Source organism: Rhodococcus sp. 15-2388-1-1a (genome assembly GCF_002259145.1).
Taxonomy (GTDB): domain Bacteria; phylum Actinomycetota; class Actinomycetes; order Mycobacteriales; family Mycobacteriaceae; genus Rhodococcoides.
In genome coordinates, this window is sequence record NZ_NPFP01000006.1 from 1 (window position 1) to 17,154 (window position 17,154).

At 63.9% G+C, this 17,154-nt stretch carries 15 protein-coding genes, 1 rRNA gene and 1 pseudogene; 10 read left to right on the top strand and 7 right to left on the bottom strand.

Annotated features, from left to right (window positions below; translation table 11 throughout):
- From CH302_RS03785 to CH302_RS03800, 4 genes are all read right to left on the bottom strand, one after another.
- Positions 1-89, bottom strand: a 16S ribosomal RNA gene (locus tag CH302_RS03785); the annotation flags it as partial.
- A 478-nt stretch (positions 90-567) separates the two neighbouring features.
- Positions 568-969: a RidA family protein gene (locus CH302_RS03790; RefSeq protein ID WP_037191044.1), complete on the bottom strand. Its 402-nt coding sequence runs from the start codon at positions 967-969 to the stop codon at positions 568-570.
- Positions 966-1,763: an IclR family transcriptional regulator gene (locus CH302_RS03795; protein WP_052047708.1), complete on the bottom strand. Its 798-nt coding sequence runs from the start codon at positions 1,761-1,763 to the stop codon at positions 966-968. The genes CH302_RS03790 and CH302_RS03795 overlap by 4 nt, the downstream gene beginning before the upstream one ends.
- Positions 1,760-2,782: a sugar kinase gene (locus CH302_RS03800; RefSeq protein WP_230596285.1), complete on the bottom strand. Its 1,023-nt coding sequence runs from the start codon at positions 2,780-2,782 to the stop codon at positions 1,760-1,762. Before CH302_RS03800 ends, CH302_RS03795 begins: the two co-directional genes overlap by 4 nt.
- An 85-nt stretch (positions 2,783-2,867) precedes the next feature.
- On the opposite strand from CH302_RS03800, the gene CH302_RS03805 reads away from it, so the two are divergent.
- The 4 genes from CH302_RS03805 to CH302_RS03820 are packed head-to-tail and all read left to right on the top strand — an operon-like array spanning position 2,868 to position 7,895.
- Positions 2,868-4,193 (top strand): alanine racemase, encoded by a 1,326-nt coding sequence (locus tag CH302_RS03805; protein ID WP_094649891.1) that lies wholly within the window; start codon positions 2,868-2,870, stop codon positions 4,191-4,193.
- Positions 4,194-4,207: 14 nt separating this feature from the next.
- Positions 4,208-5,821 (top strand): N-acyl-D-amino-acid deacylase family protein, encoded by a 1,614-nt coding sequence (locus CH302_RS03810; protein ID WP_037191040.1) that lies wholly within the window; start codon positions 4,208-4,210, stop codon positions 5,819-5,821.
- Complete coding sequence (locus CH302_RS03815) at positions 5,818-6,456, top strand: bifunctional 4-hydroxy-2-oxoglutarate aldolase/2-dehydro-3-deoxy-phosphogluconate aldolase (protein WP_037191037.1); 639 nt, start codon at positions 5,818-5,820, stop codon at positions 6,454-6,456. Before CH302_RS03810 ends, CH302_RS03815 begins: the two co-directional genes overlap by 4 nt.
- Entirely contained in the window at positions 6,453-7,895 is a 1,443-nt protein-coding gene (locus CH302_RS03820; RefSeq protein ID WP_037191035.1) for a GntP family permease, read from the top strand. Before CH302_RS03815 ends, CH302_RS03820 begins: the two co-directional genes overlap by 4 nt.
- Positions 7,896-7,929: 34 nt before the next feature.
- Here CH302_RS03820 and CH302_RS03825 read toward each other — a convergent pair whose 3' ends face one another.
- Complete coding sequence (locus tag CH302_RS03825) at positions 7,930-9,039, bottom strand: hypothetical protein (RefSeq protein WP_037191214.1); 1,110 nt, start codon at positions 9,037-9,039, stop codon at positions 7,930-7,932.
- Between the two features lie 70 nt (positions 9,040-9,109).
- Positions 9,110-10,291 (bottom strand): NAD(P)/FAD-dependent oxidoreductase, encoded by a 1,182-nt coding sequence (locus CH302_RS03830; RefSeq protein ID WP_037191033.1) that lies wholly within the window; start codon positions 10,289-10,291, stop codon positions 9,110-9,112.
- A gap of 269 nt (positions 10,292-10,560) precedes the next feature.
- Here CH302_RS03830 and CH302_RS03835 point away from each other — a divergent pair, with 269 nt between their 5' ends.
- Both CH302_RS03835 and CH302_RS03840 read left to right on the top strand, forming a co-directional pair.
- Positions 10,561-10,830: a hypothetical protein gene (locus CH302_RS03835; RefSeq protein WP_037191031.1), complete on the top strand. Its 270-nt coding sequence runs from the start codon at positions 10,561-10,563 to the stop codon at positions 10,828-10,830.
- A 175-nt stretch (positions 10,831-11,005) separates the two neighbouring features.
- Positions 11,006-11,413: a VOC family protein gene (locus CH302_RS03840; protein ID WP_037191030.1), complete on the top strand. Its 408-nt coding sequence runs from the start codon at positions 11,006-11,008 to the stop codon at positions 11,411-11,413.
- A 12-nt stretch (positions 11,414-11,425) separates the two neighbouring features.
- Here the strand turns inward: CH302_RS03840 and CH302_RS03845 are convergent, their stop codons facing one another.
- Positions 11,426-12,400 (bottom strand): sigma-70 family RNA polymerase sigma factor, encoded by a 975-nt coding sequence (locus CH302_RS03845; RefSeq protein WP_037191028.1) that lies wholly within the window; start codon positions 12,398-12,400, stop codon positions 11,426-11,428.
- A 91-nt stretch (positions 12,401-12,491) separates the two neighbouring features.
- Here CH302_RS03845 and CH302_RS03850 point away from each other — a divergent pair, with 91 nt between their 5' ends.
- The 4 genes and pseudogenes from CH302_RS03850 (at position 12,492) to CH302_RS03865 (ending at position 17,151) form a co-directional block, all read left to right on the top strand.
- On the top strand, positions 12,492-13,472 hold the full coding sequence (locus CH302_RS03850; protein ID WP_037191025.1) for a GTP pyrophosphokinase: 981 nt from the start codon (positions 12,492-12,494) through the stop codon (positions 13,470-13,472).
- Positions 13,473-13,522: 50 nt separating this feature from the next.
- The gene (locus tag CH302_RS03855; protein ID WP_037191023.1) at positions 13,523-15,007 is read left to right on the top strand and encodes a DUF2079 domain-containing protein; all 1,485 of its coding nucleotides are present in this window, start codon (positions 13,523-13,525) and stop codon (positions 15,005-15,007) included.
- 48 nt (positions 15,008-15,055) lie between these two features.
- Positions 15,056-16,258, top strand: a pseudogene (locus CH302_RS03860) (sulfite reductase subunit alpha); the annotation flags it as partial.
- Between the two features lie 77 nt (positions 16,259-16,335).
- The gene (locus tag CH302_RS03865; RefSeq protein WP_052047706.1) at positions 16,336-17,151 is read left to right on the top strand and encodes a TY-Chap domain-containing protein; all 816 of its coding nucleotides are present in this window, start codon (positions 16,336-16,338) and stop codon (positions 17,149-17,151) included.
- Positions 17,152-17,154: the final 3 nt, after the last annotated feature.

Genomic DNA, 17,154 nt, shown 5'->3' on the forward strand with positions numbered 1-17,154 from the left:
GTGTACCCCGAAAGGCCTTACCGCTCGACTTGCATGTGTTAAGCACGCCGCCAGCGTTCGTCCTGAGCCAGGATCAAACTCTCCGTAAAAGACTCTCGAAACAACAGCGCTCCCCCGAAAGGAAGAGCCGTGAATCAGTCATAAACATAAAGAGTCAAATCACTAGCAAAAAAACTCAACTAGCATTTTCAAACAACACCCGACAACAACCACCACAAGCGGATGGCTGATACATCGAATGCTTTCACCAAATAAATTCGGCACTGACATTCATCGACACACTGTTGAGTTCTCAAAGAACACGCACACACCGTCGCTACCGTTTGCACGGTAGCTTCGGGGCTTACACGCTCGAACCCCAGACATGACTCATTACTTTCGAGCCTTGCCTGGGTTGTTCAGTGCATACTCCGTACAACCTCGTTGTCCCAGTCCGTGAAGACCGGGTCGGTGTCCGTGTCGCTCTGACTCGACAAAAGTTACGCGAAGACCAACACATACGCAAATCGCCTGGTCAGATGTAATTTCTGCGTGAACATCTGACCAGCCAACCCGATGAGGGCTCCGTCAGACGATCGCAACGGCATCGATCTCGACCAACATCTCTTCCCTCGGCAGTCCTGTGAACACCGTCGTGCGACTCGGGAGTACGTCGCCGGAGGTGTGCGCCGACACGAACGCGCCATAAGCGTCGTTCATGAACGTGAAGTCCTCACGCTTGGTCAGGTACACGCGCAGCATCACGACGTCGTCGAACGTCGCACCACCGGCCTCGACGATTGCTTTGACGTTCTCGAGTGTGCGGGTGGTCTGCGCAGCGACATCGCCTGGGTAGAGGTATTCGCTGGTAGTTGGATCCACCGGCCCCTGTCCGGATACCTGCACGAACGGGCCCTTTCGCACTCCCTGGGAGAACGTGTGGGCGGGTGCCGGGGCTCCTGCGGTGCGAATTTCGATCTTCTCGCTCATTGTTTTCCTTCCGTCGGGCTCTTGTCGGTTGTCGTGCGGTCCTGGAGTTCCTGCGGCTGCCAGCCCAGCCCCTCGGATATTGCGGCTGCGGTCCGTTGCACTTCGGGCAGCGTCGCCAGTACTTGGTCGTGGTCGAGCAGCATGTCGGGTACCGACATCGAGACTGCTGCCACGACGTCGCCGGTTCCGTTGCGCACAGCGGAGCCGATGCAGTTGACGAACGTCTCGTGCTCCTCGCGGTCCTCCGCGAATCCCTGTGCGAGCACGAGGTCCAGCTCACGCAAGTAGTGCTCTGCCGTTCTGATAGTTCGTTCGGTGAACGGCGTGTAGGTGATGCGCTGCGCAATCTGCTCCCGCTCCACCTGTGGGCGTGCAGCGATCAGTACCTTCCCGACGGCTGTGCAGTGCAACGGCGCAGGCTTGCCGACCCGCGAATACATCCGCACGCTCTGTTTGGCGTCGAACTTGTCGATGTAGATCACCTCACCCGCTTCGTACGTTGCCAGGTGAATGGTTTGACCGGTGATCGTGTTGAGTTCCGCCAGATGCGGCCGGGCAATGCTCCGCACGTCACGCTGTTCGAGCGCATGGTTGGCGAGCTCGAACAATCTGGATCCGAGCTGATATCGGTGATCCGCGTCGTGCTGAACGAATCTGTCGGCTTCCATCGTGCGAAGCAGCCGCAGCACGGTCGTCTTGTGGACCTCGAGTACCGACGCCAACTCGTCGAGTGATCGCGGTCCGTCGCCGAGCAAGCCGAGAAGTGTCATCGCCCGCGCGAGACTCTGACTCATTGGAATACCCCCGAGTGACGCGCGGCAGTCGCTGCGTAGTCCAGCCTCGCCCAATCGACGTCGGCCAGTTCCGCAAGTTCGGTCAGCACCGCGAGGGGAAGCACCGAAGCGATGTCGCCGTGCCCGGTGAGGGCACCCGCCGCACACAGATGCCCGAACCGAACGCGCTGGACGGAACTCCTACCCAACAGCAGTCCGGTCAGGTACCCGCCCGCGAATGCGTCTCCGGCACCGATCTTTTCGACGACGTCGAGCTTCAGCGCCGGCACGTCGACCCGAGAGGTTCCCTCGAATGCCGTCACGGTGTGTGCGTCGTTCTTGATCACCAGATGGTGTGGTTGCGGAAACATCTCGCGCAGCTCGTCGGGATCGGACGTGCCGAACACCAGCGCAGCTTCGTCGGCACCCATGGACACCACATCGCTTCCTCGAACGTGTTCACCGAGGACATCTGTAGCTGCGTCCGGCCGAGACTTCCACAGCGCCGGCCGATAGTTCAGATCGAAGCTGACGAGGGTGGGCAGATCCATCAAGGATCTCGTCAGATCGGCGGCGGTATCCGAGATGGCCACGGTGATTCCGGTGAAATGGACCAAGTCGGCACGAGCCACCAGGTTCGCCGCATTCCCGTCGATGTCTCCGGGCGACAGAGCACTCGCCGCCGAGCCGGCACGGAAGTAGGTCATCGCACTGTCTCGGCATGCGAGGTCGTGGCGGTCGTCGGAACCCGAGCCGCGTTGCTTCACGTACATGCCAGTGGGTCGCTCGTGGTCGATCGTCACACCGGAGGTGTCGACACCTGCCGCGACCAATTGGTCGACGAGGTACCGGCCGAATCCGTCGTCGCCCACTCGCGAGATCCATGATGCATCGACGCCCAGTTGACCGAACACCCTGGCCACGTTGGCTTCTGCACCCCCGGCGGTGCGGTCGAACGTCTCCGATTTCTCCAGTGGGCCAGGCTCGGCGACCAGAACGACGAGGCCTTCGCCTACACACACCGCTCGTGGTGCTTTCACGTCGATCTCCTCGAACTCTTGCGGGAACGCTGACTTTCGTTGCAGACTACAAACCATAAACACATTGCGCAACCAGCGTTGCATAATGCGCAACGCATGTGGATTCACTGAGACCAAGGAGACGACCGTGATCGACATCGATGCCGTCGAGGCGCTCAGCCGCCGAGTGCTCGGACCCGAGCACAAGGCGTTGCCCCCCAGGTCGTGGGGGCACACCATCGAGAGTTTTCTCGCCACGTCGCCACGGCTCTCCGAGTTCACGACGCCCGTACTCACACTCGACCGGGCACGCATCGCGTCGAACATCTCGGTCATGGCCGAATGGACGGCGCGTGCAGGAATGCTGCTCGCGCCCCACGGCAAGACGACGATGGCCCCTCAACTGTGGAGGCAGCAACTCGACGCGGGAAGCTGGGCCATCACCCTCGCCACCGGATGGCAGGTGCAAGCAGCGCGCGCGTTCGGGGTCGACCGAATCGTTCTCGCCAACGCCGAGATCGACCCCGTCGCGTTGACATGGATTGCGGGCGAGCTGGATTCGCATCCGACATTCGAGTTCTACTGCTGGGCGGACAGCGTCGCAACGGTGAACGAGATGGACCGCATACTGACGGCGCAGGGAACGCGCCCCATCCCAGTCATCGTCGAACTCGGTGGCCCGCACGGTCGAACCGGCGCACGCACGACAGACGAGGCGACCGCGGTCGCTCGTGCGATCGCGTCGTCGCCGCGGCTGGCGTTGGCCGGGGTCGGCGGCTACGAGGGCGCACTGAGCCACGACCGGACCGACAGCGGCCTCGCAGCAGTTAGGGCCTATCTCGAGAACGTCGCAGCCCTCCATCGCGCGCTCGATGCCGAAGGGTTGTACGGCGAGCATGCGATCGTGACCGCAGGCGGCAGCGCCTACCAGGATCTCGTTGTCGAGCAGTTGCAATCCCTCACCACCGGAGACGGTGTAGCTACCGACGTCGTGCTGCGCTCGGGTGCCTATGTGGTGCACGACGACGGCTTCTACTCGCAGATCTCACCCCTCACTCCCGCCCGCACCGACGCGCCGCTGCTGTCGGCGATGCACGGATGGGCTCGGACGGTCTCCCGGCCGGAGCCCGGTCTCGCGCTGCTCGACGCAGGCAAGCGGGACTTTCCGTTCGACGAAGGACTGCCTGTCCCCCAATCGGTCCGGGGAGGCGAAACTCTCGACTCCGGCGCCGAAATCACGGCGCTGAACGATCAACACGCGTTCCTCCGTCTACCGGCCGAGGACAGCACGGCGCTCCCGGTGGGATCGGTGGTGCGGTTGGGCCTGTCTCACCCGTGCACCGCATTCGACAAGTGGCGTCTGGTTCCCGTCGTCGACGACGCCGACGGCGACGATCCCCGCGTCGTCGATCTCGTGCACACATTCTTCTAGAGAGTCGAAACCTCATGCCCGATACCCTCTTTCGAGGTGCCGACGTCATCGACGGCACCGGGTCACCGCGACTGCGTCGTGACGTTCTCGTCCGCGACGGAATCATCGCCTCGATCGCCGAACCCGGCACCGTTCTCGGTGCCGACAGAATCGTCGACGCCACTGCGGGGCAGGTCCTGTCCCCCGGGTTCATCGACATGCATGCCCATTCCGATCTGCGTCTGCTGACCGACCCCGACCACTTCCCGAAGATCAGTCAGGGCGTCACCACCGAGGTCATCGGACAGGACGGCATCGCCTACGCTCCGATCGACGACGCGACACTCGATGTGGTGCGGCGTCAGATCGCCGGATGGAACGGCAATCCCGTCGACCTCGACTTCTCGTGGCGTTCGGTCTCGGAGTACCTCGATCGCCTCGACCAGGGAATCACCCCGAACGCTGCCTATCTCGTTCCCCAGGGAACATTGCGATACCTCGCGGTTGGCCCTGATCAGCGACCCGCGACGCCGTCCGAGATCGCCCACATGCAGGAGTTGTTGGCGCAGGGCCTGCAAGAAGGTGCCGTCGGAATGTCGAGCGGTTTGACGTACACGCCCGGAATGTATGCCGACACCAGCGAATTACGCGCGCTGTGCGAGGTCGTCGCCGACTTCGGTGGGTTCTATGCACCGCACACTCGGTCGTACGGCGCCGGCGCGCTCGACGCGTACCAGGAGATGCTCGATCTCTCGAGGGATACGGGATGTGCGCTGCATCTGACTCACGCGACGATGAACTTCGGCGTCAATCGGGGCCGGGCACGTGAGTTCTTGGACCGCGTCGACTCTGCGATCTCGGACGGATGCGACGTCACCCTCGACACGTATCCGTATCTGCCCGGGGCCACCACTTTGTCTGCGCTGCTGCCGAGTTGGGCAATGTCGGGTGGCCCGGATCGCGCGCTCGAACGCCTCGACGATCCGGACATGCGTCGACGCATCGCACAGGATGTCGACGTCGACGGGTCCGACGGCTGCCACGGCGTGACCGTCGAGTGGGAGACCATCCAGCTCAGCGGTGTCGCGAATCCGGAGCTCGATCGCTACGTCGGGCGCACGATGTCCGATATCGCGGCCGACGAGGGGCGCGCGCCGGTGGACGTGTTCTTCGAGTTCCTTCGCCGAGACGCTCTGGCCACCACAATCCTCCAGCACGTCGGCCACGAGGAGAACGTGCGAGAGATCATGGCGCATCCACGCCACATGGGCGGCAGTGACGCGATCCTGGTCGGCGAGAAACCGCACCCACGCGCCTGGGGAACCTTCCCCCGTTACCTGGGTCACTACGTCCGAGACGAGCAACTGCTCTCGCTGGAGGACTGCATCAATCACCTGACCGGCCGTCCCGCTGCGCGGCTCCGCCTGCGCGCCCGCGGCACGATAGCCCTCGGCCACGCAGCCGATCTCGTGCTGTTCGATCCTGCCACCGTGCGCGACACCGCCACGTTCGAGAATCCGAAACAACAGGCCGACGGCATCAGCCACGTCATGGTCAACGGCGCGTTCGCCATCGACGATCGACGCCCCACCCACTCTCTTGCAGGCCGTGCCCTGCGACTCGATTCCATCGGAAAGCAGACAGCATGAATGCACTGTCCACAATTCTCGAGGACCGCGCACTGTCGGTGGTCCGCGCGCCTCACATCTCCGATCCTGTTGCGCTGGCAGATGCGCTCTCGCGCGGCGGAATTCGGGCCCTGGAGTTGACCTTCACCACACCAGGCGTGCTGGCGCTGCTCCGCACGGCATCGAACGCCGGTGCAGTCGTCGGGGCGGGCACCGTCCTGACCGCCGACCAAGCGCGGTCGGCAATCGACGCCGGGGCGAGCTTCGTCGTGACTCCTGGGCTCCGTCCCGACGTTGCCGCGATCGTCACCGACGCCGGAATCCCGCTGATGATGGGCGCGCTCACCCCGTCCGAAGTGATGACCGCCCTCGATCTCGGGGCGGATGCCGTGAAGATATTTCCGGCACGGACCGTCGGGCCCGCGTATTTCAAGGATCTGCTCGGCCCCTTCCCCGACGCGCAACTCGTTCCGTCCGGCGGAGTCAACGCAGGTAACGCGGCTCAGTTCCTGGCATCCGGTGCCGTCGCAGTGACGGCAGGCACCGATGTGGTTTCACCGGCGTCGGTTGCGGCGGCCCAGTGGGACGACATCACCGCGCGAGCGCAGGCGTTCGTGGCGGCTATCAGCGCAGACATCAAGGAAGGCTCGTCATGAATTCTGTCGTCGACTGGCTCAGAACCTCCACGCCAGGACTACTCGTATTGTGCGGCATCGCAATTGCTGTACTGCTCATCGTCATCATCAAGGTCAAACTCGAACCGTTCATCGCACTTCTCATCGTCGGCCTCGGATTGGCTCTGGCTGCCGGTTTGCCCGTCAACGAGATAGTCGGCACCGCCATCAAGAGCAACGAATCGCTTCTCGAAACCGGGTTCGGCGGCATCCTCGGGCACATCGCAGTCATCATCGGACTGGGAACGGTCCTGGGCGCGATTCTCGAAAAGTCCGGTGGCGCACAGGCACTGACCGCCAAGCTGCTGGGCGTCTTCGGAGAACGCGGAGCACCCATCGCAATGGGCCTGTTGGGTCTGATCTTCGGCATCCCGGTGTTCTTCGACATCGGCATCTTCGTGTTGGCACCGTTGGTCTACGTGGCGGCGCGCCAAGGCGGAAAGTCGTTGGTGCTCTATGCGCTGCCGATGTTGGCAGGATTGTCCATGACGCATGCTTTCTTGCCGCCACATCCAGGTCCGGTTGCCCTCGGCGGGTTGCTCGAAGTGAACCTGGGCTGGCTCATCCTGTTCGGATTCATCTGCGGAATACCAGGATTCATCGCCGCCGGCCTGGTGTGGGGTAACTGGATCGGCAAACGCATCATCGTCGACGTGCCCGAGGACTTCATCAACGACGGAAACGACGCGAGCACAACCGAGGGTGGAGGCGCAGGCACGGTCGCCACCAAGCGTCCGGTCGTCACCACGCCGCCGTCGGTGGGCACCATCGGAGCAATCATCGCGGTTCCACTGGTCCTGATCCTCGGCGCCACGTTCGGCAGCATCCTGCTCGATCCCGGCAACCTACTCGAAGTACTGACGTTCTTCGGCACCCCGGCCGTCGCGCTTCTGATCGCAGTTCTGATCGCGTTCTACGTTCTGGGAATTCGACGCGGATCCACAGTCCAGGAACTGAGCAAGCTGACCGGAGAGTCGCTTCGTCCGGTGGGCATGCTGTTGCTGGTGGTCGGCGCAGGCGCGTTCTTCGGAAAGGTCATCTCCGCCACGGGAATCGGCACAGCCCTGGCCGACACCATGGCGGCCGCAGGTCTTCCCATCATCGTGTTGGCGTACATCATCAGCTGTGCGCTCAGGGTCGCCCAGGGGTCGGCAACCGTGGCCATCGTGACGACCGGCGGCATCGTCGGACCACTCGTGGCAGCCCAGGACTACTCGGCTCCGGCCGTCGCGCTGATCGCCATGTCCATCGCAGCGGGCTCGATCATCGCCAGCCACGTCAACGACGGCGGATTCTGGATCATCGCGAAGTTCTTCAACCTGACCGTCAAGCAGACACTGCAGACATGGACGGTTCTCGAGACAATTCTGTCCGTGGTCAGCTTCGCCGTCGCGGGAATCCTCTTCGCGATCATCGCCTAGAGCCAGTGGCGCGGCTATGTGCCCTCGGCTGCACTCAGTCGCGCCACTGCGTCCGCACTTGATCACCGACGAAATGTGTGTTCTCGGCGGACATTTCCCGGCTCCCCGACCGCCCGACGAGGTCATCGATCCGATCGTCCAAGCTGTGCGCGCGGGCCATCGCGTCGGAGGTGCGGGCCTCGGTCTCCGAAGACTCGACCACGTTCGCGAGTCGTACCAGCGCGGCCACCCGTCCGGTCAACTGTTTCCACACCACTTCCAGTGCGCCACGACGAGATTCGACCTGCGCTGCGGTCTCCTCGTCGACCATCGTTTCACCGATCCGGTTCAGCTCGGTCGCTACCGTTCGCAGCGACGTGGCATCGAGCGAGATCTCGGTGAGTTCGACGAACAGGTCCAGCTGATTGCGCTGGATCTCGAAGTAGGTCGATTGCCATGCAGGCGACCGACGCACTCGATCGAACGAGGTGCCGGCGAGGAACAGCAGGGTGTCGTAGCGATCGACGAAACGGTCGTCCTTTCGGTCCACGAACTGATCCACCATTCCGGTCGCCCACTCGACCCTGTCGGCCACCGGGGTTCTGCGCGCCAGCGTGCTCACCCGATCCGTAGCCGCATCCACCAGTGACAGGCCACGCTCGGCGATCGGGCCGAACTTCTGTGGCGCAGGCGTTCTCGTCAGCGCATCGAAGACCGCGTCCCGTTGGTCCAGATCGAGATGCACACCTTCCCGCCGCTCCTTTCGCGCCGCACGTACTCCGTTGGCGTAGTGCCGATTGGACATCACCACGGTGGTGCGGTGGTGATCGACGCGTCTGGTCAGCTCGGCAGCTCGGAGTCGGTACACGAGCGCCGATCCGGGCTTGCTCGTCGTGTCCTTGGCGAGCCAGCGATCGCGCTCGTCCACCAGAGTGCGCAATGCGCCGAATCCCCCGATCGACGGGAGCGAGCGCCCTGCATGCCATCGGTCGACGAGTACGACTCGGGTGGCCTGGTCCACTCGGCCGGCAGCGATGGCGACAGCGGCCGCGTCGGACAGTGGCTCGGAACGGCCGGGCAACCGGCATTCGGCGCAGCGGCGGTGGACCTCGTCGTCGAACCGGGCACGCTGTTCGGCCGACCCATTGCCATCGAATTCGGACATCGTCTCTCCTAGGTCGCGCTGGATCGCCGGTGTCGTCGACCGATCGCTCGCCATCGAGTGTTCCAGAATTTCAGATCAGTCCGCGCAACGATTGCTCGGTCTGCGGCTTCTTCTCGGCCAGCAGGGTGCGTGCCACGTCGAGGCCCTCCCAGACGTTCCACATCAGTACGCCCCGAACGACGGCATCGTCGTCGAGGTAGTAGACGACGCCTTCCTTGCCCACCGACTTCCAGTCCTCGACGACGCTCAGCCCCGTGGACACCGTGCCGATCGCCTGATAGCCGTCGTCGTAGACATCGGAGTAGAAGTACGGGGTGTAGCTGTAGGGATCTGCGGCGCCGGCCATATTGCGTCCTGCGGCCTTGCCCATCTCGGTCGCGTTGTCGACATGCTCGATACGACGGCGTCCGAGGATGGCATCGGGGTAGTTCGCCACGTCACCGGCGGCGTAGACGTGCTCGTCCTCGGTCCGGAGGAACTCGTCGACGGTCACGCCGTCGTCGACCGACAGCCCTGCAGATTCGGCCAATTCCGTGTTGGGTCGCACGCCGAGTCCGAACACGACGCCGTCCGCCTCCACGGTCGAACCGTCGTCGAGTTGGAGTTGTACGCGCGCCGACGCCTCGGCCCCGGACACGACCCTCGTTCCCCGGCGCACGGTCACACCGTGGCCTGCGAATCCCTTGTCGAAGCCGGCAGCCAGGGTCGGCGGAAACATGTGTCCCCCGAGTACGGCATCCGACGTCACCAGTGTGACCTTCACATTCTGGAGAGACAGGGCAGCTGCGATTTCGGTGCCGATGTATCCGCCGCCGACCACGGCGATGTGATCGGCGGTCTTGGTCAGCTCGCGCAGCGCCCGGTAGTCGGCGAAGGTGCGGAAGTACACCACGCGGGGGCTGGGAGCCAGTTCGATGCGCGTCGGCATTGCACCGGTTGCCAGGAGAAGCTGTCCGTACTCGTGGTGTTCTCCGGATTCCGTGGTGACCGACGAGTCGGAGCGGTCGACCGATACGACTCGAGTTCCGGTGTGCACTTCTGCGCCGGTGTCGGAGGCCGTGTCGAGCGAGACCTGATCGCGGCCGAACTCCGGGTCGGTCCACAGCTTCTTCGACAGCGCCGGCCGCGTGTACGGCGCGTCCGGGTCGGTGCCGAGTATGCCGATGGAGCCCGTCGTGTCCTGCTCGCGGATTCCGCGAGCCGCGCTGTCCGCGACCATTCCCCCGCCGATGATCAGGTAGTCGTAACGCATCGTTCACTCCTCGAAAGTCGACGTCGATCACTCCGCGGCTACCCGGAACAACGCGAGAAGAATCCTCGGAGCCGCTCCGTCCGGGAAACCCGCAGGTGGAGGAACCGACCGGACTGTATGCAGCATCACACCCCGAAGAGGTTGGCCCAGGCCCATCGAGTGGGCATCTTGGTCTGGGCGACGAAACATCGTTTTTACTCGGGCCGAGCTGTAACGGTTCCGGCCGACCGAACGACTCACACCTCAGGACGCGAACAAAAGGAGACGATGTGACTGTTCAGATCGATTCGCTCGCAATTGGCACCGACAACGCCGATATCGCGACAGCTGACGTCGACCAGCTCTTCGACGAAGTTTCAACGCTGGACGCCACCATCATCGACGCCATCGAGCGTCGCACCCGCCTGGCGCGCACGCTTGCTGCGGCAACGCCGGACGCCACCGAGTCGGATCAGGCATCCGATCCCTATGCAGACCTCGGCAACGACGGCCACGTCTTCTCGCGGATGCTCTCGCGCCTCGCGCAGATCACGCGATAGCCACACCCCCCTTCAGCTTCGCAGTCCGCGACCCCGTCGAGCATCCGCTCGGCGGGGTCGCGTCGTGTCTGCACATCTGCACCCGATGACTTTTCGGATCGAGAGCTGTCAGTACGAACAAGACCGCCGTTCGACGGTTCGACGCAGCAGGCTCTTCCAGAAAAGGTGTGTATTCATGTCCCGTTCGCTGTTCGCCAACATGCCCGTCCGCGACGTCGTCGCAACCCGCACATTCTTCGAGGGTCTCGGATTCCAGTTCAACGATATGTTCAGCGACGAGAATTGTGCATCGATGGTCGTCAGCGATCAGGCGACCGTGATGTTCCTGGCCACCTCGCGATTCGAGGACTTCATCTCGGACTCGATCTGCGACACGGGCTCGGCCCGGGAGGTACTGATGTGCGTCTCTGCCGACAGCCGCGAGGAAGTCGACTCGCTCACCGACGCGGCGATCGCCGCGGGTGGATCGAAGTGGATGGAGCCCCAGGATCACGGGTTCATGTACGGCCGGGCGTTCCGAGATCTCGACGACCACGTCTGGGAAGTGATGTGGATGGATCCGTCGGCCGTCTCGCAGGGCTGACCGAACGTTCGACTAGAGGCGGTCGGGCAAACCGAATCGATCGAACAGCGTCAGATCGAAGAAGCAGGTCACGTGCCCGACCCCTCTGGCATCGACATCGAGAACGTGCAACTGGAACGCGCGGTGCACACCGTCCTCGGCCAGCATGTAGAGCCCGTATGCGGGTTGGCCATTGGCAGAGGTGGCCACCATCCGCATGTCGCCTGCCCCGTTTGCGGGGCAGTTGTTCCGGATGAGAGATCCGATCGTCTCGCCACCCTGGTACCACCCGACGAACGGCGGCATTTCCCACACTGCGTCCGAGGTGAACAGCGTGACCAGTCGGTCGATGTCGTAACTCTCGAAACACTCCACGTACTGGGCGAGAAGTTCCTGTAATTCCGCGGATTCGATGGGCTCGACGTTGTCGAGCTCGGGCGCGATCTCGTCGAGCCGCTCCCGCGCTCGCTGCAGGAGGCTGTTCACTGCTGTCGTCGTCGTGGCGAGAACCTCGGCTACCTCCGATGCTTTCCACTGCAACACTTCGCGCATCAGCAGCACCGCGCGTTGCCGTGACGACAGATGCTGCAGGGAGGCGACGAAGGCGAGCCGCACGGATTCCCTCTCCACCACGATCGAAGCCGGATCACTCGCATCCTCCAGTTCGGAATCGGCGATCGGCTCGAGCCACGGAATCTCGTTGTTCTGCACCAGTTCGTCGGTGGGGCCGGAACTCGGTGCACCCAAGCCTGTCGGCAAGGGACGCTTCGCCCGGCCGTCCAGAGCGGTCAGACAGGTGTTGGTTGCGATTCGGTACAGCCATGTGCGCAGGGACGAACGGCCCTCGTATTTGGCGTAACCCCGCCATGCGCGAATGTACGTCTCCTGCAACAGGTCCTCGGCATCGTGGATCGACCCGGTCATGCGATAGCAGTGCGCGAGCAACTCGCGACGAAAGGGATCGAACTTCTCGACGAAGTCGTCCTTCTGTTCCGAGGCCACGGTCATGCGGTAGAGCGTAAACCGGACGCAGTCGCGCCACAGCTCGAACGCGCGCCGTCGAGAGGAATGCCGACACTTCTGCGTTAACCTCGGCATCGTGACATCGGCAACGAGTATCGACGACTTGGTCGAAGAGCTGTACCTGCAGCGTCGTCGAGCGTGGGAAGCCGCTCTCGTCACGGCGCAGAACTTCCTCGAGACCATCGCCGACGAGATTCTCGAGGACGTCGATCGAGACCGACTCAATGCGCAGACTGCACGCATCAAGGACCCGGGCAGATCGGCCGACAAACTGCGCCGCTACCTGTCCGAGGGCCGCATCGCCGAGCCGACCGACGCCGATGCCGTCGCCGAGGCGTTGCCCGATCTCGTCGGCGTCAAGGTGCTGTGCAAGACCCCGCGCGATCAGCTGACGTTCGTCGCTGCGCTCGAGCGTGCGTGCAACGACCCGGAATGCTCCGTGCGGTTCGCACAACCACCCACCGATTACGTCGCCTTTCCCAAGCCGAGTGGCTACCGCGCGTATCACGCCGTGCTCGTCGTTCGAGTGGCCACGCATCAGGGCGATCTCGACGTGAAGGTGGAGGTTCAGGTCAAGACGCGCCTGCAGGACGCCTGGGGCGAGCTGACCCACGAGGACATGTACAAGCCCGGTGAGGCACTCAAGCCGACCAAGAAGCACACCGACTACGCCGCGCACATGGCCCACCTGCTCGATCAGGTGGATGCGATGGCCGACGATCTGGCCGCGCAGCTCGACTCGTTGACGGCCGCATCGAAGGACGGGGGCGTGCTTGCGGCCGCCCCGATTCCGAAGGATCCGGATTTCATCAGCGCCAGGGTCACCCGCACCGGTCCGCGCTACGCACTCGCCGTCGGACCCGACGGCCGTAGAGGCCTCGTTCCCGCACGATCGGTCAAGGCAGTCATCGGCTCGACCGACCGGATCGCCGTCAACGACTACCTCGAGGTGGGCGACTTCATCGACGTGGTGGTGGAAGACTCCGAGGACGCGCTCTACTACCACCTCACCTCGCAGCCGCCACGACGCAAGCCCGCGAAGAAGCGCAAGCGCTGACCTGGAGTTCTCAGCAACGTCTCACGTCGGTCCGGTAGACATGCCTTCTCGTGACCACTACCGAGAAATCCACGGTCGTCACCGATGCCGACAGTGTCGACACCGCGACCGACAGAACAGCCACCGACAGAACCGCGACCGCGGACCGGCGCGCAAGATTCCGCTCCGCCGAGACTCTGGTGCCTGCCGTCTCGTTCGCCGTGCTGGCGACGCTGTACGCGGTGATGTCCGTCCTCGGCCACCGCCAGCTCCGTACATCCGGATTCGACCTGGGCATATTCGTTCAGCAGATCGCGTCGTACTCGCAGTTCCAGGCACCGACATCGGACCTGCTCGGCACCGGCTACAACACGCTGGGTGACCACTTCTCGCCCATCACCGCGTTGCTGGGACCTGTCTACCGGCTGTTCCCGCACGCCGAGACGCTGCTGATCGCGCAAGCCGTGTTGTTCGCGCTTGCCGTGATTCCGATCAGCCGACTGGCGGTACAGAGATTCGGCACGATCGTCGGCATCGTGACGGCCGCGGCGTTCGGACTCTCCTGGGGCGTGCAGGCCGCGTTGAACTTCGACTTCCACGAGGTGGCGTTCGCGATGCCTCTGCTGGCCATGTCGATGGTCGCGCTGGTCGATCGGCGCTGGCTGCCGGCCCTTGCCTGGGCTCTACCCCTCGTGTTCGTCAAGGAGGACATGGGCCTGACGGTGATCGTCATCGGGGCATTGGTTGCGCTGTGGACGAGCGGCCGAACGCGCATCCTCGGGGCGCTGACTGCTGTATGGGGACTGACCTGGGTGGTTCTCGCGGTCAAGGTGATCGTCCCGGCCCTCAGCTCGGACAACTCGTACGACCAGGGTTCGAAGCTGCCTCCCCTGGGAGAAGGCATAGCCGACACCGCACACGGGCTGGTTGCCGGCGATTCACGGGCGGCCACCGCCTTTCTGCTGCTCGCTGTCACCGGCTTCTTCGCTCTGCGCTCTCCGCTGCTCCTGATCGCCGTCCCGACGGTCGCGTGGCGCTTTCTCAGTGACAACACCAACTTCTGGAAGCCGATCTACCACTACAACGCGATCCTCATGGTCATCGTGTTCATCGCTCTGCTCGACGCATTGGCGCGTAGCCACCGGCACGGTCAGCTCACCGAACGCGGCCGAAAGCTGATCGTCGCGTTCGTGGCAGCGTTCGCGGTCGTCGCATTGCCGTTCCTGCCCATGTCACGGGTGGTGCAAGCGCAGGAGTGGACGATCGATCCGCAGGCCGAGACCGCCCGAGAGATCTCCGAGTGGATTCCCGCCGGTGATCGCGTTGCGGCGTCGAACAATCTCGTGGCCCAACTCGTCGCCGACCACGACGTGTCGGTCTTTCCGCAGCGCACGACCGATTCGACCGTGCCGGATTGGATCGTCGTGAACCGCGAACGGCCCGCGGGGTGGCCGACGGACGAGACCGGCGATCGTCAGGCGATCAGCCGGGCGCTGGCGAGCGGATACGACGTCGTCTTCTCCGTCGACGGAATCGAGGTCCTGCACCGCGAGTGAGTGGTCCCGATTAGTGTTCGAACGAGTCGACCTCCCACTCGACTCACAGAGACGACTACTGCAAGGCAGGTACAGGACATCGACGCTCGAACCGGCGATCTCGGCGCCACCAGGACCGCATCGAAGCGCTCACCGTGGAATCGAAAGAATCCCTACCGCGCGCAGATTCTGAGCAACCGACGCCTCTCCGGCCCCACGTCGGCCAAAGAAGTTCGACACTTCTCGCTCGCGCTCGGCGAGAGCGGCATCGCCTACGAGGCCGGTGACGGATTCGGCGTGAAGCCCGTCAACGACGCGGCGCTGGTCTCGGCCGTGATCGAGCGTCTGGGTGTGCCTGCCGACACCGCGGTCCACACGAAGTCGGGCGAGATCACCTTGGCCGATGCCTTGACCACGGACTACGAGATCGGCATCCCGCCCATGGATCTGATCGAGGCCGTGGCCGAACGCGCCGGTGACGCCGAGCTCGATCACGTTCTGCAGAACGGCGACCGCGCGTCGTTCGACGCCTGGACCTGGGGTCGCGACGTCGTGGACGTTCTCGATCTCGATCGGTCGGGAGCCTTCGATCCGGCCGAATTCCTCGGGTTGCTGCGTCCTCTGCAACACCGGGTCTACTCGATTTCGTCGTCACCGATCGCGCACGAGGGCACCGTTCATCTGACCGTCTCGACGGTCCGATACCGGTCGGCCGAGCGTGATCGCGGTGGCGTCTGCTCGACGTATCTGGCCGATCGCGTCGAGGACGGACAGCAGGCCGGAGTGTTCCTGTCCGCGAACAAGTCGTTCCGCCTCCCCGCCGACGACACCCCGATCATCATGATCGGGCCGGGAACCGGAGTGGCACCCTTCCGAGCATTTCTGCACGAGCGGCACGCACGCGGAGCCACAGGCGAGAACTGGCTGTTCTTCGGCGATCAGCATCGAACGAGCGACTTCCTCTACGAGGACGAACTCACCGAGTTCGAGCGCAGCGGTCTGTTGACGCGACTCGATCTGGCGTTCTCCCGTGACCAGCACGAGAAGATCTACGTGCAGCACCGCATGTGTGAGGCCGGAAAGCAGCTGTACGGGTGGCTCGAAGCGGGCGCGCACCTGTACGTGTGCGGCGATGCGACGCGCATGGCCAAGGGCGTCGACGAGGCACTGCACGAGATCGTCGCCGAACATGGTGGCCGCTCCCCCGACGCCGCCGAGGACTACGTCAACGACCTCAAGCAATCCAAGCGCTATCTGCGCGACGTGTACTGACTCGGGTTCTTGTCGGACCCTCTCGCTACGGTCTCGGATACAGGCATCAGTTCTCGTCCGAGAAGAGGGTTTGCATCGTGACCGCATTGCAGAACGGCCATTTCGACTCCACCACCGCGCTCGCGTGGGCCACGTTCACCGAGAACCTGCATGCTCGTCTTCGGACCTTGCCGAGGGGCGACTACATCACGGTTTCCGCCGCTCAGGCGAGCCCGGGCGAGCGTGGGTTGCGCCCGTACATCGATGTGGCGGCGACGGACCGCGGCGTGCTGGTGTCGGTGGCAGCGCTGCCGTCACTGCTGTACCCGGATGCCCCGGACACGACGGCCATGGATGTGCAACTACTCGACTGCGGATGGCTGGATCGAGGCAAGCCGGTCGCAGACGGGTCGATCATCGATCTCACACGAACCGACGCCCGAGCAGATGCCGCGCTCGTCGCGGAGATGATCACGCGCGCGTTCCGAGAGATCTGGAACGTCCCGCATCCGTCGTTCCTGAGCGTGTGGAGCGTGGCGGCCGACGGTGCATCATCGGGGCCGGTCGACCTGCAACGCGGGATCGTCGGTCGCACGAACGGCACCGCGACCGAGAGTCCGTCGGAGTCGTCCGACGACGTTCCTGCCGAGCTGACGGCACTTCAGACGCTGTGCCAGTTGATCGGTCGGCGCGTCGATGCGCACACCGTTCGATCGGTGTGCGCCGACGGCGATCTCGACGCGTTGAAAGCGCGAGCAGTCTCGCTGCATCGATCGGCCGCTGTTCGGGCCCGCCCCGACGACGCGAGTGCGGAGCACTCGGTCGCGGTATGGAAGAACCTTGCCCGCACCTGGCTGCTGGTCGCGCACAGCATGGACGCCGTGACGAGGGCAGACCGGCATGCGTGCCGGTGACGA